Here is a 22156-nt window from a genome sequence, read left to right as displayed (position 1 = left end):
GGAACAAATCACGAATGTTTATCTCTTGTTCCAGTGGAACATTCCATGTACGAAGATCGTGTTTGAAGCTTTCGATCACGCGATCTACGAGGGAGTTGACCCATGGCGGCACAGTTGAAGCTCATCGGATCCGAAAAGGACGCGGCGAATATGGATAGACAGAAGGCCCTTGAAGCCGCTTTGGCGCAGATAGATCGTGCCTTCGGCAAGGGCTCGGCGATGAAACTCGGATCGCGTGAGGCGATGCAGGTCGAGGCGATCTCCTCCGGCTCGCTGGGGCTGGACATCGCACTCGGCATCGGCGGATTGCCGCGTGGCCGTGTCGTGGAGATTTTCGGCCCCGAAAGCTCGGGCAAGACGACGCTGGCACTGCATGCGATCGCCGAGGCGCAGAAGGGCGGCGGCACCGCCGCGTTCATCGACGCCGAGCATGCGCTGGACCCGGTCTATGCGAAGAAGCTGGGCGTCAACATCGACGAGCTGATCGTGTCGCAGCCCGATACCGGCGAGCAGGCACTCGAGATCGCCGACACGCTGGTGCGCTCCAATGCGATCGACGTGCTGGTGATCGACTCGGTCGCGGCGCTGGTTCCCAGGGCCGAAATCGAGGGCGAGATGGGCGACAGCCATGTCGGTCTGCAGGCCCGTCTGATGAGCCAGGCGCTGCGCAAGATCACCGGCTCGATCAGCCGCTCCAAGTGCCTCGTCATCTTCATCAACCAGATTCGTATGAAGATCGGCGTGATGTATGGTTCGCCGGAAACGACGACCGGCGGCAATGCGCTCAAATTCTACGCTTCGGTCCGGCTCGATATCCGCCGCACCGGCGCGATCAAGGATCGCGATGAGGTCGTCGGCAACGCGACGCGGGTAAAGGTCGTCAAGAACAAGGTCGCGCCGCCGTTCAAGCAGGTCGAGTTCGACATCATGTATGGCGAAGGCGTGTCGAAGGTCGGCGAGCTGATCGATCTCGGCGTCAAGGCGGGGCTGGTCGAAAAATCGGGCGCATGGTTCAGCTATGACTCGGTTCGCATCGGCCAGGGCCGCGAGAATGCCAAGGCCTATTTGCGCGAAAATCCCGAACTGGCCGCAAAGCTCGAATCGGCAATTCGCGGCAATACCGAAACGGTTGGCGATGCGCTGATGGCGGGTCCGGCCGAAGACGACGACATCTGATCCGACGGGGCTTTCCCCGTTCGTGTCGAGCGAGGTCGAGGCACGGTGCGCAGACCCACGTCCCACGACTTCGCTCGGGACGAACGGACGGGAAGATCGGATGATGGCGGCGCGTCTGAACTATATCGAACTGCCAGTCGGGAACACTGCCGGCAGCAAGGCCTTTTTCGAACAGGCATTCGGCTGGTCGTTGACCGCCTTCGGCCCGGATTACGCCGCGACGATCGGGCAGGGTTGCGACATCGGCCTCAACGGTGACCCCGCCGAGGCAAGCAAGGCTCCGCTGGCGGTGATCGAAGTCGACGATCTCGAAGCCGCCCAGCTGGCGGTGGAGACTGCGGGCGGTGTGGTCGTGCGGCCTATCTTCGCCTTTCCCGGCGGCCGCCGCTTTCACTTCCTTGAACCGTCGGGTATCGAACTTGCCGTCTACGTGAACGAGCCGGCCGACTGACAGCGGCCCGCCCCTCGCAGCGGAGCCGCCCCATGACCAAGACAATCCCGATCATCGTCCACCATCTCGAAAACTCACGCTCGCAGCGGGTGCTCTGGCTGCTCGAGGAACTTAGCCTGCCTTATGCGGTCCGCCGCTACGCGCGCGATCCGAAGACGATGCTGGCGCCCCCCGAGTTGCGCAAGGTTCATCCGCTCGGAAAATCTCCCGTTATCGAACATGACGGCCGCATCGTCGCCGAAACGGCCACCATTGTCGAATATCTCGTCGCGCTGGCCGGCGGGGATTTCGGTCCGCCTCAGGATGGGAACGGCGCGCTGCGCTGGCGCTATTTCCTCGATTATGCCGAGGGTTCGCTGATGCCGCCGCTGCTGCTCCGCCTGGTGATCGACAAGATGGGACCGTTCGGATGGGTCGCGAAGCGGACCGTCACCAACATGGCGATGGTGCAGATCGACTATGTCGAGGCCGAGCTCAGCCAGCGCCCATGGTTTGCGGGCAATGAGATCAGCGCCGCGGACGTCATGATGAGCTTTCCGCTCGAAGCGGCCCGCGAGCGGCTGAAGCTCGACGGCAAGCGGCCGACGATCACCGAATGGCTCGACCGTATCCACGCGCGGCCGGCCTATCGCGCTGCATTGGAGAAGGGCGGGGCCTATGCCTATGCCTGATGCCGTGGCCTGTTTGACGTGAGGGAATATGGCTGCCGCGACCAATGTCGCGCGCGCCGCTGCCCGATCGGCCTGCGTCAAGGCTTATGCAGACCAGATCGCGCATTTTTCCGCAGCAGAGTGATCAACCTTCGACTACTCCGCCGAACCGCTTGAGAACCGGTCGCGCGTCGCCTAAGTCCCACCCATGACATCGACCAACGACATCCGCCGCTCCTTCCTGGATCATTTCGCGCGCGAAGGCCATGCGCCGGTGCCGTCGGCGCCATTGGTGCCGCACAATGATCCGACGCTGATGTTCGTCAATGCGGGCATGGTGCCGTTCAAGAATGTCTTCACCGGGCTCGAAACCCGGCCCTATTCGACCGCGACGTCGTCCCAGAAATGCGTGCGTGCCGGCGGCAAGCACAATGATCTCGACAATGTAGGCTATACCGCCCGGCATCATACCTTCTTCGAAATGCTCGGCAATTTCTCCTTCGGTGACTATTTCAAGGAACGCGCGATCAGCCTCGCCTGGAGCCTGATCACCGGCACCTGGGGAATATCGCCCGACCGGCTGACCGTCACCGTCTATCATAGCGACGACGAGGCGTTCGATCTCTGGAAGAAGATTGGCATGCCCGAGAGCCGGATCATCCGCATCGCCACCTCCGACAATTTCTGGTCGATGGGCGATACCGGCCCGTGCGGACCCTGTTCCGAGATTTTCTACGATCATGGCGAGCATATTCCCGGCGGCCCCCCGGGTAGTCCGGATGAGGATGGGGATCGCTTCGTCGAGATCTGGAACCTCGTGTTCATGCAATATGAACAGGTCGACAAGGACAGCCGGATCAACCTGCCCAGGCCCTCGATCGACACCGGAATGGGGCTCGAGCGCATCGCCGCGGTGCTGCAGGGCGTTCACGACAATTACGACACCGACACCTTCAAGGCGCTGATCGCTGCCTCGGGCGAGTTCACCAGGACCGCGACGGACGGGGCGAACAAGGCGTCGCATCGGGTGATCGCCGACCATCTGAGGGCTTCCGGCTTTCTCGTGGCCGACGGCGTGCTGCCCGCCAATGAGGGCCGCGGCTATGTGCTGCGCCGGATCATGCGCCGGGCGATGCGCCATGCCCATCTTCTGGGCGCCGCCGACCCGCTGATGCACCGCCTGGTACCCAGCCTGGTCGCCGAGATGGGTGCCGCCTATCCGGAACTGGTTCGCGCGCAGCCGCTGATCGAGGAAACGCTGAAGCTCGAGGAGACGCGCTTCCGCCAGACGCTGGCCAATGGCCTGCGTCTGCTCGACGAGGCGACCGGCTCGATGAAATCGGGCGACGTCCTGCCCGGAGCCGTCGCGTTCAAGCTCTACGATACCTTCGGCTTCCCCTACGACCTGACCGAGGATGCGTTGCGCGCCCAGGATCTCGGCGTAGACCGCGCCGGTTTCGACGCTGCCATGGCCGAACAGAAGGCCGCGGCCCGTGCCGCCTGGAAGGGATCGGGCGACAAGGCCTCCGAAGAGATCTGGTTCGACATAGCCGAGGAACATGGCGGCACCGAGTTTACCGGCTATGTGAGCGAGGAAGGCGAGGGCCAGCTGCTCGCGATCGTCCGCGACGGCAAGCGCGTCGATGCCGCCGCGGCCGGCGACGAGGTGACGCTGATCACCAACCAGACGCCTTTCTATGGCGAGAGCGGCGGCCAGATGGGCGATGCCGGCCGCATCACCGGCGACAACGGGCTGGATATCGAGGTCAGCGACACAACCAAGCCGCTCGGCCGCCTCCACGCCCACAAGGCTCGCATCCTCAGTGGTTCGGTGAAGCTCGGCGACACGCTCCATCTAAGCGTCGACGGGGTACGTCGCTCCCAGATCCGCGCCAACCACAGCGCGACGCACCTGCTGCACGCGGCATTGCGCCACCGTCTCGGCGGCCATGTCACCCAGAAGGGCAGCCTCGTCGCGGCCGACCGGTTCCGCTTCGATTTCTCGCATCCCAAGGCGCTGACTGCCGAGGACATCGCCGCGGTCGAGGCGGAGGTGAACCGGCATATCCGCGAGAATGATGAGGTGTCGACGCGACTGATGACGCCCGATGCGGCCATCGAAGCCGGGGCGATGGCGCTGTTCGGCGAGAAATATGGCGACGAGGTCCGCGTTCTCTCGATGGGCCGCGCCAATGACGGCACCTATTCCGTCGAGCTGTGCGGCGGCACCCATGTCTCGGCGCTGGGCGATATCGCGCTGTTCAAGATCATCTCGGAGAGCGCGGTATCGAGCGGCGTTCGCCGCATCGAAGCCCTGACGGGCGAAGCCGCGCGGCTTTGGCTGACCCATCGCGACGAGCGGCTGCGCGAAGCCGCCGCAGCGCTGAAGACCTCGCCCGACGAGGTGCCGGCGCGGATCGCCGCGCTGGTCGAGGAGCGCCGCAAGCTGGAGCGCGAGCTGGCCGACGCGAAGAAGGCGCTGGCGCTGGGCGGCGGCGCGGCCAGGGCCGATGCGGCCGGTCCGGAAGACGTCGCGGGTGTGAAGTTCCTGGCGCAGATCGTCGAGGGGCTCGATCCCAAGGGACTGCGCGGCCTGGTCGACGAGGCGAAGTCGGCGCTCGGTTCGGGCGTGTCGATGATCGTCGCCGTCAACGATGGCCGCGCGAGCGTGGCAGCCGGCGTCACTGCCGACCTCGTCGGCCGGATCAGCGCCGTCGATCTCGTCAAGGCTGCGGTCGAGGCGCTGGGCGGGCAGGGCGGCGGTGGGCGACCGGACATGGCGCAAGGCGGCGGGCCCGACGGCACCAAGGCGACAGACGCGGTCGCTGCGGCGAGAGACGCGCTGGCAAAGGTTCCAGCCTGATCGGGCTGTTGCTCCAACCAGCGGCGAAGATTAGAGAGCTGGTTCGGCCTTGGCACGCCCGCGCAGCTTGCGAGGCGGCGTGAGCGCGATCGGCGTCAAAACGCCGGCCGTCAGGCCGCGCCGATGCACGTCTTCGCTCACCGCGCCATAGATGGTGTTGCGTTGGCGAGCTGTGCGGCCGATCGAGCGGATCAGTTCTTCCATCGCGATGGGCGGCATCTCCTGCCCATGCTGCGTCCCTGCCGCCCGCGATATGCTCTCGTTCATCAATGTGCCACCCAGGTCATTGGCGCCGGCGTTCAGGCAGGCTGATACGCCCGCCGGGCCCAGCTTCACCCAGCTGGTCTGGATGTTGGTGATCAGCGGGTGCAACGCGAGGCGTGAGATGGCGTGCATCAGCACGACCTCCCGGAAGGTCGGCCCTGCGCGGGTCTGCCCTCGCACGCCCATCGGGGCTTCCATATGAACGAAGGGGAGGGGAACAAACTCGGTGAAGCCCCCGGTGCGGGCCTGCATCGCTCGGATAAGGAGCAGGTGGCGCGCCCAGTGGCGTTCCTCCTCGACATGGCCGAACATGATCGTCGCCGTCGTGCGGAAGCCCACCCGATGCGCGCTTGCCATCGCGTCTAACCAGGTCTGGGCATCGAGCTTGTCGGGGCAGATCTGTGCCCGCACCTCGTCGTCGAGGATCTCGGCCGCGGTGCCGGGCAGCGTGTTGAGTCCAGCCTCCTTGAGGCGGCGCAGGAAGGTCTCGATAGAGATTCCGAGCGTCGCCGCTCCCTGTGTCACTTCGAGCGGCGAAAAGGCGTGGATGTGCATATCCGGCACCGCCGCGCGCACGGCCCGTGCCAGCTCGATATAGGTCTCGCCGGTATAGTGCGGATGGATGCCGCCCTGCATGCAGACTTCGGTCGCGCCCCGCTCCCAGGCCTCGCCAGCCCGGCGCACGACCTCCTCCATGTCGAGGTCATAGGGCTTACCGCGCAGGGCATCCGCCGTGCTGCCTTTCGAGAAGGCGCAAAATCCGCATTTGTAGGTGCAGATGTTGGTATAGTTGATGTTGCGGTTGACGACATAGGTGATGGTGTCACCATTCACCTGCGAGCGCAGCCTGTCCGCCGATCGGCAGACATGCTCGTAATCGGCATCCCGCGCCTTGAACAGGGTCACGATATCGTCTTCGCCGATAGCCTCGCCCGCCATGGCGCGCGCAACGATAGCTGCGACGGTCGGATCGACGCTGGAGAGGTTGGCGATTTCGGGCGGGCGTTCGGGCAGCGAAAGCCCGGGCGACCAGGGATCGGCGCGCGCGAAGCCCGCTGTGTCGGCGGATGCGAGGATGTGCCGAGCCATGGACGAGTCCTGCCAGCGGGCGAGGCCGCGCGAGCCCCACGCCGGATAGGCCGGCAGGCGGGCGACGAGAATACGGCCTGCCCTAGCGGTCGCGTTTCGCAGATGATCAACCTCCGGCCAGGGCGCCTCGGGATTGACATGGTCCGGAGTCACCGGTGACACCCCGCCCCAGTCGTTGATCCCCGCCGCCAGCAATGTCGGGAAATCGTCCGCCGATAGATTGGGTGGGGCCTGGATGTTCATGGCCGGGCCGAGCACGAGGCGCGCGGCCGCGATCGTCCACAGCAATTCGTCCATGCCCGGTTCGGGCGCTTCCGCCATCACCGTGCGGGCCTTGGCCCGGAAGTTCTGGACGATCACCTCCTGGATGTGGCCGTAGCGCGCGTGCAGGTCGCGGATGGCGATCAGGGCCTCGATTCGTTCCTCGCGCGTCTCACCGATGCCGATCAGTATCCCGGTCGTGAAAGGAACGGCCAGTTCGCCTGCCAGCCGGATCATCTCCAGCCGCACGGCAGGGGATTTGTCGGGCGAGCGGTAATGCGGCCCGCCCTTCTCGCAGAGCCGTTCCGAAACCGATTCCAGCATCAATCCCTGTGAGGCCGAAACGGTACGGAGTGCCGCCATCTCCTCTCGGCTCATCACCCCCGCATTGACATGGGGCAGCAGGCCCGTCTCGTCGCGAACCGCCCGGCAGACATCGATGAGATAGGACAGGGTCGTCTCATGGCCCAGCTTCGCGAGTTCATCCCGCGCGGCCTTGAAGCGCAGCTCGGGCTTGTCGCCCAGCGTGAACAACGCCTCGGTGCAGCCCGCGGCCTTGCCGGCCTGCGCGATCGTCAACACCTGCTCGCGCGTAAGGTACGCGGATTCGCCCGCTTTCGGCGGCTGGGAAAAGGTACAGTAATGACACAGGTTGCGGCACAGCTGGGTCAGCGGAATGAATATCTTGGGCGACCAGCTCTGGATGCGGCCATGCCCCTCGTCGCGCAGGCGCGCGGCCTCCGCCATCATCAGGTCGAGCGGACCGGAGAGCATATCCGTCATGGGTCCAGGGAGATGCACAAGCCTTGTCATACCCTTGCTGCTATGCAGGCTTTTGCTTTCGCGCAATAACTTCGCGCTGGACTTGCCCGGCTGCCCGAAATTGTCATGTCGTGGGATAGTGGCGCCTGGCTGATATCTGCCGCGAGGTGAAATGGATCCGGAGGAGATTGCGGGCGCTGTGACGGACACTGTGCGCGATGGCCATTGATCCTTGCGAACCCGTGGAAAAGCGCCCGCGACTGCGCGTGACGCGGCGGCTGCCTTCCGCTGTGGAGCAGCATCTACAGGCGCGTTTCGACGTGCGGCTGAACGAGGAGGACGTTCCCCTGTCGCGGAATGATCTGCTCGATGCGATGACGCGGTACGACGCGATCTGCCCGACGATCACCGATCGCTTCGATGCCGAGATGATCGCCGCGCCGGGCGCGACGGTTCGCCTGCTCGCCAATTTCGGCGCCGGTTTCGAGCATATCGATCTGGCGGCGGCACGGCGGGCAGGGATTGTCGTCACCAATACGCCCGATGCCCTGAGCGAGGCCACCGCCGATCTGGCGTTGATACTGATCCTGATGGCCGCCCGTCGCGCGGGCGAGGGGGAGCGGGAGTTGCGCGCCGGGCGCTGGACCGGGTGGCGGCCGACCCACATGATGGGGCAGGACATCTCCGGCAAGACGCTCGGCCTCGTCGGCTTCGGCAGGATCGCCCAGGCGACCGCCGCCCGCGCAATCGCGTTCGGCATGCGCATCCGCTATCATAGCCGCCGGCCTGCGCCCGTCGATATCGAGGTGGCGCTCGCGGCGAGCCGCGCGCCTTCGCTGGACGCGCTCGCGGCAGAAGCGGATATCCTGTCGCTCCACGTGCCCGCTAGCAGCGAGACCTTCCACCTGGTCGACGAACGCTTGCTCGCGCGCATGAAGCCCAGCGCCATCCTGATCAACAGCGCACGCGGCTCGATCGTCGATGAAGCGGCGCTCGCCGCTGCGCTTGGATCGAACCGGCTGGCCGCTGCCGGGCTCGACGTGTTCGAGCGCGAGCCCGCGGTTCACCCGGACCTGGCAACGCTCGAGAATGTGGTGCTGCTTCCCCACCTCGGTAGCGCGACCGTCGAGACGCGGACGGCGATGGGCATGCAGGCGGCCGCCAATCTCGAAGCTTTCTTCGCTGGCCGGGAGCCACCCAATCGTGTCGCCTGAGCCTCGCAATATCCTGGATGCCGCCATGGCGGCGATCCGCCAGGCGCGGGCACACGACCATAGGCGGCGGCCGCTGATCGTCGGCCTGTGCGGGGCGCAGGGCAGCGGCAAGTCGACCCTGGCCGGCCGTTTGGCGAGCTGTTGTGAAAATGACGGCGTCTCCGCCGCGATACTCTCGATCGATGATCTGTACAGGACGCGAGCTGAGCGCGAGCATCTCGCCCGGGACGTACATCCGCTGCTCCGCACTAGGGGCGTGCCGGGCACGCACGATGTCGACCTCGGTCTCAGCGTGCTCGAGAGTCTCGATCGTGGCCGCGCCGTCGCGCTGCCCCGCTTCGACAAGGCCAGGGACGATCGTGCCGCGACGGCGCGCTGGGGCAGCGCCGCCTCCAACACCGACGTCCTGATCTTCGAAGGCTGGTGCGTCGGGGCGCGCGCCCAGCCGCAAGCGGCCCTGGCGGACCCCGTCAATGCACTCGAGCGCAACGAGGATCCGGACGGGATCTGGCGCAGCTTCGTCAATCAGGCACTGGCGGGCGACTATCAACGATTGTTCGCCCGTATCGACCTGCTGCTGCTGCTCGCCGCGCCGAACTTCGCGATCGTCCGGCAGTGGCGCATCGAACAGGAGCGGGACCTTCGGGCCAGCGCGCCTCCCGGCGCACAGGGGGTGATGTCGGACGCAGAACTGTCCCGCTTCGTCCAGCATTACGAACGGTTGACGCGGCACATCCTCGAGGAGATGCCCGCGCGCGCCGATCTCGTAGCGATGCTCGGCGAGGATCGGCGCCCGCACGACATCATCTGCGCAAAAGGGGGAAGGTTGGGTTGAACAAGGGGAAGCGGCGCCCGACCAAGACGATCGCGCTGTCTCACCTGGGGGGCAGATTAAACTATTCATGAAAGGAAATGGTGGACGCACTTGGGCTCGAACCAAGGACCCGCTGATTAAGAGTCAGCTGCTCTACCAACTGAGCTATGCGTCCACTATCCGACTGTCGGGTGTTGGCTTCCCGTCGTGGAGGCGCGCCCTTAGCATCGGGTCGGGCGGGATGTAAACCGCCTAGGCGCGATAATTTTGCAGCAGCGCGATTTCCTGCCGCACCGTCATGCGGGGCGGGAGGAGCGGTCGATCGCCATCAGCATCCCGAGGCAGATCAGCACCGTCATCATCGCCGATCCGCCGAACGACACCAGCGGCAGCGGGATGCCCACGACCGGCGCGAGCCCCATCACCATCATGAGGTTGATCGCCACATAGAAGAAGATCGTCGTGGCAAGCCCGGCCGCGGTCAGCCGGGCGAAGCGGGAGCGGGCGCGACCGGCGACGCGCATCCCCCAGCGGATGACCAGCATGAAGGCCAGGATCAGGAACACGCCGCCGACAAGGCCCCATTCCTCGGCCATCGTCGCGAAGACGAAGTCGGTGTGCCGCTCGGGGAGGTAATCGAGGTGGCTCTGGGTGCCGCCCAGGAAGCCCTTGCCGAAGATGCCGCCGGATCCGATCGCGATCTTCGACTGGATGATATGGTAGCCGGCGCCGAGCGGATCGCTTTCGGGGTTCAGGAAGATCTCGATCCGATCACGCTGGTAGCCGTGCATCATCGACAGCGCGATGGGAAAGGCTGCGGCAAAGGTGAGCGCGGCGCCCGCAAACAGGCGGATCGGCAGCCCGGCCAGAAAGGCCACCGTGATCCCACCCGCACAGATCATCAGCGCGGTCCCCAGGTCGGGCTGGATGAGCACGAGGCTGGCAGGAACGCCGATCAGCAGCGCGGGCGGCCAGACGGCGCTCCAGCCGCGGATCTCGCTGGCCGGCAACAGATCGTAGAAGCGCGCCACCGCCAGCACGATCACCGGCTTCATCAATTCGGAAGGCTGCAGCCGGATGAAGCCGAGGTCGAGCCACCGTCGGCTGCCGCCGCCGACGAAGCCGAAGAGTTCGACAAGCAGCAGCAGGGTCACCAACAGCATATAGGTCGGCAGCGCCGCGCGCTTGAGCCGGTCCTCGCCGGCCCAGGAAATGACGACCGCAAGCCCGATGAACATGCAGAAGCGGATGCCCTGCGACATCGCCCAGGGCGTCAGGCTGCCGCCTGCCGCCGAATAGAGCACGACCAGGCCGAAACAGCCGATCGCGATGATCAGCGAGAGCACCCGCCAGGGAATGTGCTGAAGCGGCGCCGGGATGATCGAATCCCGGCTCATTCGGGATCGCGCTCCTCATCTTCCGCGCTGGTGGGTGGGGGAGGGGCCGCACGGGTGGGGTCGCCGACCGGCGCCGCATGCTCCACCGATGGATCTTCGCGATGTGCCCAGGCCTCCGCTTTCTTCGCCATGCGCGCCTCGATGGTTCCGCCCCAGCCCTCCTCGAGCGCGGCGAGCCGGTCTTGGGCGCGCTTCGGGTCGTAGAGATAGGTGATCAGATCGCGTGCGATCGGGGCGCCGGCCGCACCATGGAGGCCGTGCTCGATCACCACGGATACGGCGTAACGCGGGGCCTGAACCGGCGCGAATCCGACGAACAGGCCGTGGTCGCGATATTTCCACGGCATGCCTTCCGTGCCGGTCAGGCCGGCTCGACGCATCGCCATCGAGATCCGCCGGACTTGCGCGGTGCCGGTCTTTCCGCCCATCAGCTCGCCGCCCGGCAAGTTGAGACGCCCCGATCCCCCGGTGCCCATGCCGCTGTTGATCACGTCGCTCATCGCCTGGCGCACAAGGTCGAGATGCTCGGGCGACACGTCGAGCGCGCCGCCCTGCTGCCCGTAGCGCTTGTTGACGATCATGCGCGGCACGAGCGCCGCGCCGCTCGCGATCCGCGCCGCCATCACCGCCAGCTGAAGCGGATTGGCGAGCATATAGCCCTGGCCGATCGTCGCGTTGAGCGTGTCGGCGGTCGTCCAGCGGGCGCCCTTGTAGCGGCGCGCCTTCCATTCTGTATCTGGAACCGTGCCATAGCGCTGCGAGGGCATCGGCAGGTCATATTCCTGGCCCAGGCCGAGTTGCCGCGCCATCGCCGCGATCCGGTCCATCCCGATCAGCCGTGACATCGTGTAAAAATAGATGTCGCAGCTCGAAGCAATCGCACGATGCATGTCGACGCTGCCATGTCCGCCGTGGCGCCAGCAGTGGAAATAACTGCTGCCCAGCCGGTAGCGCCCGGTGCAGACCACCGTCTGGTTGGGATCAACGCCGGCCTCGAGCAGGGCAAGCGCGACCATCGGCTTGACGGTGGAACCCGGCGGATAGAGCCCCTGCATCACCTTGTTGGTCAGCGGTAGGTGGTCGTCACTGGAGAGCTGGCCCCACTCGGCATGGCTGATCCCGTCGGAAAAGCTGTTAGGATCATAGGCCGGCATCGACGCCATCGCCAGGATGCCGCCACTGTGAGTGTCGATCACGACCGCCGACGCGCTTTCCGAGCCGAGCCGGCTCGCGGCGTAGCGCTGTAGCCCGGCATCGATGGTCAGTTGGAGGGCGTTGCCCACCACTTCGGGCCGGGTGGTCAGCTCGCGGACCACCTTGCCATGCGCCGTGACCTCGCTCCGCTTGGCTCCAGGCTTGCCCCGCAGCCACTTTTCCATAGTCCTTTCAAGACCTTCCTTGCCGATCTTGAATCCTGGCGTGATCAGCAGTGGGTCGTGTGTCTTGTCATAGTCCGCGGCCGAGGCAGGGCCGACATAGCCGACCAGATGCGCGACTGCCGAGCCCGCGGGATAATAGCGGCCATAACCGCTCGCGGGCGCGACCCCGGGGAGGGTGGACTGACGCACGCTCACCGCGGCGAAACGCTCATAATCGATATTTTCGGCGACCGGTACGGGCTGATAGCCACGCGCCTTGGCGAGGTCCGCACGGATCCGGTCGAGATCGTCGGCACTCAGGGCAAGCAGCTGCTGGAGCTGGCCGAGTACGGCTTTCGGATGCTTGAGCTGATCGGGAATGATGTCGACGCGGAACGTGGTGCGGTTGATCGCGATCGGCTTGCCGGCTCGGTCGATGATCCAGCCACGCCGGGGCGGCACCAGGGTCAACTGCACCCGGTTGCTTTCCGAGAGCGTGGTATAGCGCTCGTTCTGCGCGACCGAGAGCCAGGCCATCCGTGCGGCGAGCAGGCCACCGACGGTCGCCTGGGCGCCTCCCAGCACGAACGCCCGACGGGTGAAGGAGAAGGTCTGGCTCTGTTCGGTGATGATGCGAACGCGCTTCATCGCCTGAGCCGCCATCGATCGAGCGTCGCGGTCAGGCGCAGGATCGCCGGGAACAGCAGGATCGCGCCGATCAGCTGGGGTATCAGCGTCTTGATCGGCGTACTGCTGTCGGTCGGCTGGGAAGCCGCCCAGGCGCCGATGTCGATGGCGACGATACCGATCGCTGCGATCAGCCATTCCATCCACCAGTCGCGCCAGACGAGATGGTGATCGACCCAGTCGAGCACCAGCAGCGCGACGGTCCACAATATCATCGAAGTACCGAGATAATGGCCACTGATCAGGTCGTCTGCCAGGCCCAGCGGCAGGGCTGCCCAGGCCGCCCACATTTCCTGGCGGAGCAGGCGCCATGCCAGCAGCATCATGAGGCCGAGCGGTGGCAGGATCGGCTCCGTGGCGATGACGGGCAAGAGCCCCATGGCCGAGCCGAGCAGGATCGATCCGATCGGCACGGCGATCGTGCGGAGCGGCGGCTTCGCCACATAGTCATGTTCGCGGGCGGACATCATGGCTTCGGCTGTGCCGGCGGTTCCACGACGGGCGCCTGGAAGATCGGGTAGACCACAGCGAAATCGGCGCGCGCCGGATCGGCCAAGGGGCGGGCAATTGCGCGATCGCTGCGCACCTCGACGACCACCGCGACGGGCACGTTCGGCGCATAGACGCCGCCGGTCCCGGACGTCACCGCAAGGTCGCCGCGCCGGAACGGCCGGCCGCCCGCGATAAGGCTGCGGATCTCCATGGTGCCGTCGCCCTGGCCCGTTGCCAGCGCGGCGATGTTGCTCCTCGTCATGCGAACCGGAACGGCGGTCTCGCCATCGGTTAGCAGCAGCACGCGAGAGGCGAAGATGCCCGTTTCGAAGATGCGGCCGACAAGACCCTCGGGCGCGCGTACGGCCATGCCCGGGCGCACGCCTTCGCGGCGGCCGGCGGCGAGAGTCGCGAACCGGCGCTGGCCGCTCGGCGTCGATCCGATCAGCCGCGCCGACAGGATCGGGCTGGGCAGATGTTCGGTGAGCAGCGCAAGCCGCTTCAGCCGCGCATTTTCCAGCAGGATCGCTTTGGCGGCGATAACCGCCCGGCGCTCGGCTGCCAGCTCGCGCTTCAGCGCCCGGTTCTGCCCGCCGGCATCGACATAAGCGTCGATCTCGTCCCCCGCATCGTGCAGGCTGCGGATTGCGGTGCGACCGACGCCCGTGAACAGGGAGCCACCATCGATCGCGATGCCGCGCACGGTGGAGAAGGCGCGGGGATCGAAGCGCGCTACCAGCAGCAGCGCCAGCGCGACGATCAGGCCGACGGTCGCGATCACATAGCCCGCGAACAGGCCAAATTGGACCCTGCGGGAAAAACCTCGACGCCTATGTCGCGGCGCCGCCATTACCAGTCAGCGCCTCTCAGGCTGTCTGGAGCACGCCGCGGAAGATCGGATCTTCCAGCGCGCGTCCGGTGCCGAGCGCCACGCAGGTGAGCGGGTCGTCGGCGATCGAGACGGGCAGCCCCGTCGCCTCGCGCAGCACCTCGTCGATGCCCGTGAGCAGCGCGCCGCCGCCGGTCAGGACGATGCCCTGGTCGACGATGTCCGCAGCGAGTTCTGGCTGCGTGTTCTCGAGCGCGATGCGCACGCCCTCGACGATCGCCGAGACCGGTTCGGTCAACGCCTCGGCGATCTGCGCCTGGGTGATGGTGATCTCCTTGGGAACGCCGTTGACCAGGTCGCGTCCCTTGATGTGGATCGTCAGGCCCTTGCCGTCGGCGGGCATCCTGGCGACGCCGACTTCCTGCTTGATCCGCTCGGCTGTGGCTTCGCCGATCAGCAGGTTGTGGTTGCGACGGACATAGGAGCCGATCGCCTCGTCCATCTTGTCGCCGCCGACGCGAACCGAGGTCGTATAGGCCAGGCCGCGCAGCGAGAGTACGGCGACTTCGGTGGTGCCGCCGCCGATATCGACGACCATCGATCCGATCGGTTCTGTTACCGGCATGCCCGCGCCGATCGCGGCCGCCATCGGCTCCTCGATCAGCCAGACCTGCGAAGCGCCGGCGTTCGACGCGGCATCGCGGATCGCGCGGCGCTCGACGGAAGTGGAACCCGAGGGCACGCAGATCACGATTTCCGGCCAGCGCGGGAAGCGGCGGGGGCCGTGCACCTTCTGGATGAAGTGCTTGATCATCTGCTCGGCCACGTCGATGTCGGCGATCACGCCATCGCGCAACGGGCGGATGGCCTCTATCGAGCCCGGCGTCTTGCCCATCATCAGCTTGGCGTCGTCACCGACGGCGCGCACCCGCTTCACGCCGTTCAGCGTCTCGATCGCCACCACCGAAGGCTCGTTGAGCACGATGCCGCGGCCCCGGACGTAGACGACCGTATTCGCGGTGCCGAGATCGATCGCCATATCGTGCGACATGAACTTGAAATAACGCTGGAAGAACATGTTTTTGTCCGTTTCCTAAGCCCGTTCCAGGCCGATATGCTTGTCGCTCGCATCGCCTGATCGACGACTGGGATCTGGCCACTATCTGGGGATGCGGAAGGGCGCCGCTTGGGCTAGAGCTTGTCCCATGTCAATACGCCGCCTGCCAGAGCATCTGGTGAATCGCATAGCCGCCGGTGAAGTGGTCGAAAGACCCGCCAGCGCGCTCAAGGAACTTGTCGAGAACGCAATCGATGCAGGAGCCGCCAGGATATCGGTAAGCCTCTGGGAAGGCGGACTTTCGTCTATAGAAGTGACCGACGATGGCTGCGGCATGGCACCCCCGGAGATCGCGCTCGCGCTCGAGCGGCATGCTACGTCCAAATTGCCAGACGATGCGATCGAGGCGGTGACGACCCTGGGTTTCCGCGGAGAGGCGCTGCCTTCGATCGGCAGCGTCGCCGACCTGACGATCGAAAGCCGCGTGCGCGGCGCCGACGGCTGGTCACGACGGATCGATCATGGCGTGCTGGTGGGCGAGGGGCCCGCCGCCCTGCCGCCCGGGACGCGGATCCGGGTGTCGAACCTGTTCGCCAAGGTGCCGGCGCGGCGCAAGTTCCTGCGGTCCGCACGGGCCGAATATGCCGCGTGCGTCGACGTCATCAAGCGGCTGGCCATGGCGCGGCCGGACATCGGCTTCTCGCTCGATCACGCCGGCCGCCGGACCGTCCTGGTCTCGGCCGAGGAAGAGCGGGTCGATCGCGTCGCCGCGCTCACCGACCGCGATCTGGCGGAGAACAGCGTCGCGGTCGATTACCGGCGCGAGGCGGTGTCGCTCACCGGGGTCGCGGGCCTGCCCACCTTTCATCGCGGCGTGGCCGACCACCAGTTCCTGTTCGTCAACGGCCGACCGGTGAAGGACCGGCTGCTGATCGGTGCCGTGCGTGCCGCCTATCAGGACATGCTGGCGCGCGATCGGCATCCGGTGGTGGCGCTCTTCGTCGACCTTCCGGGCGACCAGGTCGACGTCAATGTCCACCCCGCCAAGACCGAGGTGCGCTTCCGCGATCCTGCGCTGGTGCGCGGGATGATCGTCGGCGGGTTGCGCGCCGCGCTCGACGCCGCCGGCCATCGCAGCGTGCAGCGGCCATCGGCGGGGGCGCTCGGCAATTGGCAGGTCGGCGGCGGTTCGCCGTCTCCCATTCCCAACGGCTTCGCCTTCCCGGCTGCTGCTGCGGCAAACGGGCAGGGCAGCGTGTGGGATCGCGTGGCGGACTATACCCCGCCACCGATGGCCCGCGCGGAGGCGGCCTTCGCGCCGTCGGTGGAGTATAAGGCTTATCCGATGGGGGTGGCGCGCGGCCAGGTGGCGGCGACATATATCGTCGCCGAGGCCGAGGACGGGCTGGTGATCGTCGATCAGCATGCCGCGCATGAGCGGCTCGTGCTCGAACGGATGCGCCGGGCGATGGCCGATGGCGGCGTGTCGCGCCAGACGCTGCTGCTGCCCGAGGTGGTCGAACTCGACGAGCCCGGCTGCGACCGGCTCGAGGCGCGGATCGACGAACTCGCCGAAATGGGCCTCGAGCTCGAGCGCTTCGGCCCCAAGGCGATGCTCGTCCGCGCCACGCCCGCGTTGCTGGGGCAGGGCGATACGCGCGGCTTGGTGGTCGATCTGGCCGACGAGCTGGCGGCATATGACCAGGCACTGTCGCTCAAGGAGCGGCTCGATCATGTCGCGGCCACGATGGCCTGCCACGGCTCCGTCCGGGCGGGCCGCACCCTGTCGGTCGCCGAGATGAACGCGCTGCTCCGTGAGATGGAGGTGACGCCGCACTCGGGCCAGTGCAACCATGGGCGGCCGACCTGGATCAAGCTGGGCCATGGCGACATCGAAAAACTGTTCGGGCGGAAATGAGTTCGGTCGCTGCGGCGCGCGGCGGCGCGCGCTATGCCTATGCCACGCTGGCCTTCGTGATGCTGTTCTGGGCCGGCAATTCGATCGTCGGACGCGCGATCCGCGATGAGATCCCGCCGTTCACCCTGGCGCTGGTGCGCTGGACGGGCGCGTCTGCGGTACTGCTGCCTCTGGCCTGGCGGCATCTGGTAAAAGACCATGAGGCGATGCTGCGCCACTGGAAGATCGTGCTGGCGCTGGCGGTGTTTGGCGTGGCTGGCTTCAATGGCTTCCTCTATTCCGGGCTTCATTATACAAGCGCGACCAACAGCCTGCTGCTCCAGGCCGCGATCCCCGGCGGCGTGCTGCTGATCGACCGGCTGTGGTTCAGCCAGAAATCATCGGCCGGGCAGATCGTGGGCGTGCTGCTGTCGACGATCGGCGTGATCGTCGTGGTGGTGCAGGGGGACGTCCGTCTGCTTGCCAGCTTCCGGTTCAGCTTCGGCGATGTGCTCGTCCTGGGCGGGGTGCTGGTCTGGTCCCTATACACCAGCCTGTTGCGGCTCAGGCCCGCAGTCCATCAGCTCAGCTTCCTGCTCGTGACCTTCGTGATTGCCGCACTGTGCATGGCGCCGCTGGCGCTAGCGGAATGGAACGCTGCCCAGCGGATGGAATTCGACGCCGAATTGCTCGCCGCCTGCGCCTATGTCGCAATCTTCCCGTCAGTGCTTAGCTATTTGCTGTTCAACATGGCTGTCGAGCGCATTGGCGCGAGCCGGGCCGGGCAGACGATCTCGCTGATGCCACTGTTCGGCGCGGGGCTGGCGGCGATACTGCTCGACGAGCCGCTGCACGGCTACCATATCGCTGGCATGGCGTTCATCCTCGGGGGGATTGCGCTTGGTATCCTGACCGCGCCCGGCGGTCCTGCTGCCGCTAATGATCCCGCCCATAGACGTCGTGGAGGCATGGACTCTTCGCATCACGTCTAGCGAGCTGAAATAGGTCTGAAGAACGCAGTAAAAGTCGGTTATAAAGCGATCACATAGGAGGGCAGCGCGATTCCCAAAAGGGGGAGGTCGTAGCCGATGCATCGGAAAGTCTCCAGGGAACGTCAATGTTCGAAATAGAATTCGACGAAAAGCAAGGCCTGATGAAGAGACGCTTGTGGGGGTTCTGGTCGGTGGAGACGGCCAAGGCCTATGTCGCTGAAGTTGAGTCAGTGGTCGCTCGAATAAAGCGCCGGCATCCCAGCTTTGCAACTATTTCCGACTCCAGGGAGATGCCTCTGCAGCCTATGGACGTAATGGAAGTGCTTTTCAAAGGCATGAAGAGCAGCTGCACGGCCAACAGCGGCAAGACTGCAATTCTCGTCAGCAGCGTGCTTTCCAAACTGCAGGTAGAGCGCCTCTATCCTTATGCGAACATGCGGGCCTTCCTCGACGAACAGCGCGCGCGAGAATGGCTTTTCGACAATGGAACGCAGGAAGGTCGATAAATTGGTCATCGGCGATGAATGTTATTTTCAGCAACCGCAAAGGTCTTGTCCGATAATATATATTATGTTAAATGCGCGGTTTAATCATGTGTTTCTGAAGATGACCATGACGACGACTGTGACGACCGCAATGATCGCGATCCAGAGCAGCGCCATCAGCAGCATCCTGCTCCGTGGCGTGCGATCGCGTGCGAGCCGAGGCAGCACAAGCGACAGCATGGCGGCGATCGCGACGCAGCCGACCAGCTGATCGGCCGTCACAATTGGACCTCCATCCCGTCATAGCCCGGTTCGACCCCATCGGGCAGCGATGCGCATAGACGAGCATAATCCATCGAATGATCCATGTGCGTCAGGATCGCGCGGCCAGGCCGGCATGTCGCGACGGCCTCGAGAGTCTGCGCGAGATGCGTATGGGTCGGATGCGGGCGTTCGCGCAAGGCGTCGACCACCCAGATGTCGACAGCTGCGAACATGTCGATCATGTCGCTCGTAACCTCATGGAAATCCGTCGAATATCCGACGGACTTACCGGCGCAGTCGAAGCGGAAACCGGCACTGAATATGCTGCCATGGGGCTGTACGACGTAGCGGACCCGGATATCACCGAGCTGCATATCCTTGCGCAGCACATGCGTTTCCACGGTCGGCGGATAGCCATCGCGGCCTTCGAACACATAGCTGAAGCGCTGCTGGAGCAGTGCCATGGTCTCGGCGACGGCATAGCCGGGCACCGGCGCCCGCCGCGCATGGAATATCTGCCGGACATCGTCGATGCCATGGCAGTGATCGGCATGGTCATGGGTCCACAGGATCGCGTCGAGGATGCCGCGATCGGCGTCGAGGAGCTGCTGGCGCATATCCGGCGTGGTATCGACGAGGATGCGCTGGATGCCGCTTTCGACCAGGATCGAGGCACGAGTCCGCCGGTTGCGCGGCTCGTTGGGATCGCAATCGCCCCAGTCATTGCCGATCCGCGGCACCCCGGATGACGTGCCGCACCCGAGGATGCGGAGCTTCATGGACGAGCTTTCGTGAACAGTTTGAAGAAATTAGCGCTGGTTTCTCGAGCAAGATCATCGATATTCCAGTCGAGTTCCTTCGCCAGGACGCGCGCGGTGTCGGCTACGAAGGCCGGCTCGCATGGCTTGCCGCGATGCGGCACCGGCGCCAGGAAAGGGCTGTCGGTCTCGATCAGCAGCCGGTCACGCGGGATGACACGGGCCGTCTCGCGCAGGTCGGCAGCGTTCTTGAAGGTCACGATTCCCGACAAGGAGATCGAAAATCCGAGATCCAGCATCGCCCGCGCGAGATCGGCGCTTCCGGTGAAGCAGTGGATGACCGCCGTGAAAGCCCCCTTCCCCATTTCATCGTCGAGGATCGCGATCGTGTCGGTCTCCGCGTCGCGGGTGTGGACGATCAGCGGCAGGCCCGTCTCGCGCGCCGCGGCGATATGGCGGCGGAAGCTGCCCCGCTGGCGATCGCGGTCCGACTTGTCATAATAGAAGTCGAGCCCCGTCTCGCCGATGCCGACGATCCGCGGATGCGCCGCCTTGTCGACCAGCAGCGTCGTCTCGATATCCTCATGGGTGTCGGCATCATGCGGATGGATGCCGACGCTTGCCCATACATCGGGCTCGCGCTCGGCTGTCTCGAGGACCGCATCCCATTCGGCGGCGCGGGTCGAGATATTGAGCATGGTCGTGACGCCCGCCGCGCGCGCAGCCGCCAGGACTTCCTGCTGGCGGTCGGCGAGGCCGGCGTAGTTCAGGTGGCAATGGCTGTCGACGAACATCAGGCTTCGGCTTCCTCCAGCTCCAGCCGCGGGAACAGCGGCACCGGCTGCGCGACCTTGTAGCCCGAGGTCCGCAAGGCGTCATACCAGGCCTGATCCTCGATCGCCGCGAAATCGCGGCCATCTGCCGCGATACCCATCTGGTCGAGCAGTTTGGCGGCACTGTCCGGGATGATCGGCAGGATCGCGATGGCAAGGTCACGGATCACGGAGAAAAGGGTGCCAAGCACGGTCTTCATCCGCTCGGGATCGCTCTTGCGCAGCGCCCAGGGCGCCTGCGCATCGACATATTGGTTGCAGGCGAACACCGCCTTCATCCATGCCTCGATGCCGACGGAAAAGGCGAGCTGCTCGAAGGCCCGCGGCGTTTCGTCGAGGCAGGCTGCGGCGACGGCGCGGACAAGTGCGGCATCCTCTTCGTTCCGGTCAAGTGCTGGCAACTCGCCGTCGAGATTCTTGAAGATCATCGAGAGCGTGCGCTGCGCCAGGTTGCCGAAGCTGTTGGCCAGTTCGGCGTTGCAGCGGTTGACGATCGACTCATGACCATAGCTGCCATCCTGGCCGAAGCTGACCTCGCGCAGCAGGAAATAGCGCAGCTGGTCGACCCCATAGCGTTCGGCCATCGCCCCAGGGTCGACGACATTGCCGACGGACTTCGACATCTTCTCGCCGCGGTTCAGCAGGAATCCGTGGCCGAACACCTGCTGGGGCAGCTCTATGCCCGCCGACATCAGGAAGGCCGGCCAATAGACTGCATGGAAGCGGACGATGTCCTTGCCGATCAGATGCAGATTGGCGGGCCAATAACGATCGAAGGTCTCGCCGCCATCCGGATAACCAAGCCCGGTGAGATAGTTGGTCAGCGCATCGACCCAGACATACATGACATGGCCCGGGCTGCCCGGAACCGGCACGCCCCAATCGAAGCTGGTGCGCGAGATCGACAGGTCGCTGAGCCCGCCCGAAACGAAGCTCATCACCTCGTTGCGGCGGCTTTCCGGGCGAATGAAGTCGGGCTGATCGCGGTACAGCGCCAGCAATCGCTCCTGATAGCTGGACAGGCGGAAGAACCAGCTTTCCTCCACCGTCCATTCCACGGGCGTGCCCTGCGGCGACAGCTTCGCCTCGCCGTCTCCCGCGATAAGTTCCTTTTCGTCGTAGAAGGCCTCGTCGCGAACCGAATACCAGCCCTCGTAGCGATCCAGATAGAGGTCGCCATTGGCCTCCATTGCTTTCCAGAGCGCCTGGCTCGCGGCGTAATGCTCGGCCTCGCTGGTGCGAATGAAGCGATCATAGGAGATGTTGAGAAGGTCATCCATCTCCTTGAAATGGGATGCCATTTCGTCAGCCAGGGCGCGCGGCGTGATATCGCGCGCGCGCGCCGCTTGCGCCATCTTCAGACCATGTTCGTCGGTGCCGGTCTGGAAGCGGACGTCGCGGCCCATCGAGCGCTGGAACCGGGCGATGGCATCGGCGGCGATCGCCTCATAGGCATGGCCGATATGCGGCCGGCCATTCGGATAGCTGATCGCCGTGGTGATATAATAGGGTGTCGACATGCGCTCAGCCATTAGGGACGCCAGCTACTATCCGCAACGGCGG

19 protein-coding genes and 1 tRNA gene are annotated in these 22156 nt (G+C 65.3%); 9 read left to right on the top strand and 11 right to left on the bottom strand.

Annotated features, from left to right (window positions below):
• Window positions 1-102: 102 nt before the first annotated feature.
• From recA to alaS, 4 genes are all read left to right on the top strand, one after another.
• Window positions 103-1176, top strand: coding sequence for a recombinase RecA (recA, locus tag AC1DQK_RS01180; RefSeq protein WP_477866514.1), 1074 nt, complete (start codon window positions 103-105; stop codon window positions 1174-1176).
• 103 nt (window positions 1177-1279) lie between these two features.
• Window positions 1280-1627 carry a VOC family protein gene (locus AC1DQK_RS01175; RefSeq protein ID WP_477866975.1) on the top strand — a complete coding sequence of 116 codons (348 nt, stop codon included), beginning with the start codon at window positions 1280-1282 and terminating at the stop codon, window positions 1625-1627.
• 44 nt (window positions 1628-1671) lie between these two features.
• Window positions 1672-2298, top strand: a complete 627-nt coding sequence (locus tag AC1DQK_RS01170) for a glutathione S-transferase family protein (RefSeq protein WP_477866973.1) — start codon at window positions 1672-1674, stop codon at window positions 2296-2298.
• A 187-nt stretch (window positions 2299-2485) separates the two neighbouring features.
• On the top strand, window positions 2486-5140 hold the full coding sequence (gene alaS, locus AC1DQK_RS01165; RefSeq protein WP_477866512.1) for an alanine--tRNA ligase: 2655 nt from the start codon (window positions 2486-2488) through the stop codon (window positions 5138-5140).
• Between the two features lie 30 nt (window positions 5141-5170).
• Here the strand turns inward: alaS and cofH are convergent, their stop codons facing one another.
• Window positions 5171-7537, bottom strand: a complete 2367-nt coding sequence (gene cofH, locus AC1DQK_RS01160; RefSeq protein WP_477866510.1) for a 5-amino-6-(D-ribitylamino)uracil--L-tyrosine 4-hydroxyphenyl transferase CofH — start codon at window positions 7535-7537, stop codon at window positions 5171-5173.
• A 197-nt stretch (window positions 7538-7734) separates the two neighbouring features.
• Here cofH and AC1DQK_RS01155 point away from each other — a divergent pair, with 197 nt between their 5' ends.
• Complete coding sequence (locus tag AC1DQK_RS01155) at window positions 7735-8730, top strand: 2-hydroxyacid dehydrogenase (protein WP_477866508.1); 996 nt, start codon at window positions 7735-7737, stop codon at window positions 8728-8730.
• A 25-nt stretch (window positions 8731-8755) separates the two neighbouring features.
• Window positions 8756-9565 carry a kinase gene (locus AC1DQK_RS01150; RefSeq protein WP_477866971.1) on the top strand — a complete coding sequence of 270 codons (810 nt, stop codon included), beginning with the start codon at window positions 8756-8758 and terminating at the stop codon, window positions 9563-9565.
• A 78-nt stretch (window positions 9566-9643) separates the two neighbouring features.
• Here the strand turns inward: AC1DQK_RS01150 and AC1DQK_RS01145 are convergent.
• The 6 genes from AC1DQK_RS01145 to AC1DQK_RS01120 all read right to left on the bottom strand — a co-directional run bounded on the left by AC1DQK_RS01145 (window position 9644) and on the right by AC1DQK_RS01120 (window position 15385).
• Window positions 9644-9719, bottom strand: a tRNA-Lys gene (locus AC1DQK_RS01145).
• Between the two features lie 121 nt (window positions 9720-9840).
• Entirely contained in the window at window positions 9841-10941 is a 1101-nt protein-coding gene (rodA, locus tag AC1DQK_RS01140; protein ID WP_477866506.1) for a rod shape-determining protein RodA, read from the bottom strand.
• Complete coding sequence (gene mrdA, locus AC1DQK_RS01135) at window positions 10938-12947, bottom strand: penicillin-binding protein 2 (protein ID WP_477866504.1); 2010 nt, start codon at window positions 12945-12947, stop codon at window positions 10938-10940. Before mrdA ends, rodA begins: the two co-directional genes overlap by 4 nt.
• Window positions 12944-13456, bottom strand: a complete 513-nt coding sequence (locus AC1DQK_RS01130) for a rod shape-determining protein MreD (protein ID WP_477866502.1) — start codon at window positions 13454-13456, stop codon at window positions 12944-12946. The genes mrdA and AC1DQK_RS01130 overlap by 4 nt, the downstream gene beginning before the upstream one ends.
• On the bottom strand, window positions 13453-14328 hold the full coding sequence (gene mreC, locus AC1DQK_RS01125) for a rod shape-determining protein MreC (RefSeq protein WP_477866500.1): 876 nt from the start codon (window positions 14326-14328) through the stop codon (window positions 13453-13455). Before mreC ends, AC1DQK_RS01130 begins: the two co-directional genes overlap by 4 nt.
• Before the next feature lie 16 nt (window positions 14329-14344).
• Window positions 14345-15385 (bottom strand): rod shape-determining protein, encoded by a 1041-nt coding sequence (locus AC1DQK_RS01120; protein ID WP_477866498.1) that lies wholly within the window; start codon window positions 15383-15385, stop codon window positions 14345-14347.
• Window positions 15386-15512: 127 nt separating this feature from the next.
• Between AC1DQK_RS01120 and mutL the strand changes: the two genes are divergently transcribed.
• The 3 genes from mutL (at window position 15513) to AC1DQK_RS01105 (ending at window position 18759) form a co-directional block, all read left to right on the top strand.
• Complete coding sequence (gene mutL, locus AC1DQK_RS01115; RefSeq protein WP_477866496.1) at window positions 15513-17282, top strand: DNA mismatch repair endonuclease MutL; 1770 nt, start codon at window positions 15513-15515, stop codon at window positions 17280-17282.
• Complete coding sequence (locus tag AC1DQK_RS01110) at window positions 17279-18253, top strand: DMT family transporter (RefSeq protein WP_477866494.1); 975 nt, start codon at window positions 17279-17281, stop codon at window positions 18251-18253. The genes mutL and AC1DQK_RS01110 overlap by 4 nt, the downstream gene beginning before the upstream one ends.
• Window positions 18254-18378: 125 nt before the next feature.
• Complete coding sequence (locus tag AC1DQK_RS01105; protein WP_477866492.1) at window positions 18379-18759, top strand: hypothetical protein; 381 nt, start codon at window positions 18379-18381, stop codon at window positions 18757-18759.
• 84 nt (window positions 18760-18843) lie between these two features.
• Here the strand turns inward: AC1DQK_RS01105 and AC1DQK_RS01100 are convergent, their stop codons facing one another.
• Genes AC1DQK_RS01100 through metG form a run of 4 tightly spaced genes read right to left on the bottom strand, consistent with a single transcriptional unit; the run spans window position 18844 to window position 22113 of the window.
• A complete protein-coding gene (locus tag AC1DQK_RS01100) occupies window positions 18844-19020 on the bottom strand; it encodes a hypothetical protein (protein WP_477866490.1) in 177 nt (58 codons plus the stop codon).
• The gene (locus tag AC1DQK_RS01095) at window positions 19017-19781 is read right to left on the bottom strand and encodes an MBL fold metallo-hydrolase (RefSeq protein WP_477866488.1); all 765 of its coding nucleotides are present in this window, start codon (window positions 19779-19781) and stop codon (window positions 19017-19019) included. The genes AC1DQK_RS01100 and AC1DQK_RS01095 overlap by 4 nt, the downstream gene beginning before the upstream one ends.
• Window positions 19778-20554 (bottom strand): TatD family hydrolase, encoded by a 777-nt coding sequence (locus AC1DQK_RS01090; RefSeq protein WP_477866486.1) that lies wholly within the window; start codon window positions 20552-20554, stop codon window positions 19778-19780. The genes AC1DQK_RS01095 and AC1DQK_RS01090 overlap by 4 nt, the downstream gene beginning before the upstream one ends.
• Complete coding sequence (metG, locus tag AC1DQK_RS01085) at window positions 20554-22113, bottom strand: methionine--tRNA ligase (protein ID WP_477866484.1); 1560 nt, start codon at window positions 22111-22113, stop codon at window positions 20554-20556. The genes AC1DQK_RS01090 and metG overlap by 1 nt, the downstream gene beginning before the upstream one ends.
• Window positions 22114-22156 lie beyond the last annotated feature (43 nt).

It is taken from the genome of Rhizorhabdus sp. P4_G5 (genome assembly GCF_056401065.1).
The sequence above is the reverse complement of the archived record's forward strand: the minus strand, read 5'-3'. Positions and strand labels throughout refer to the sequence as shown.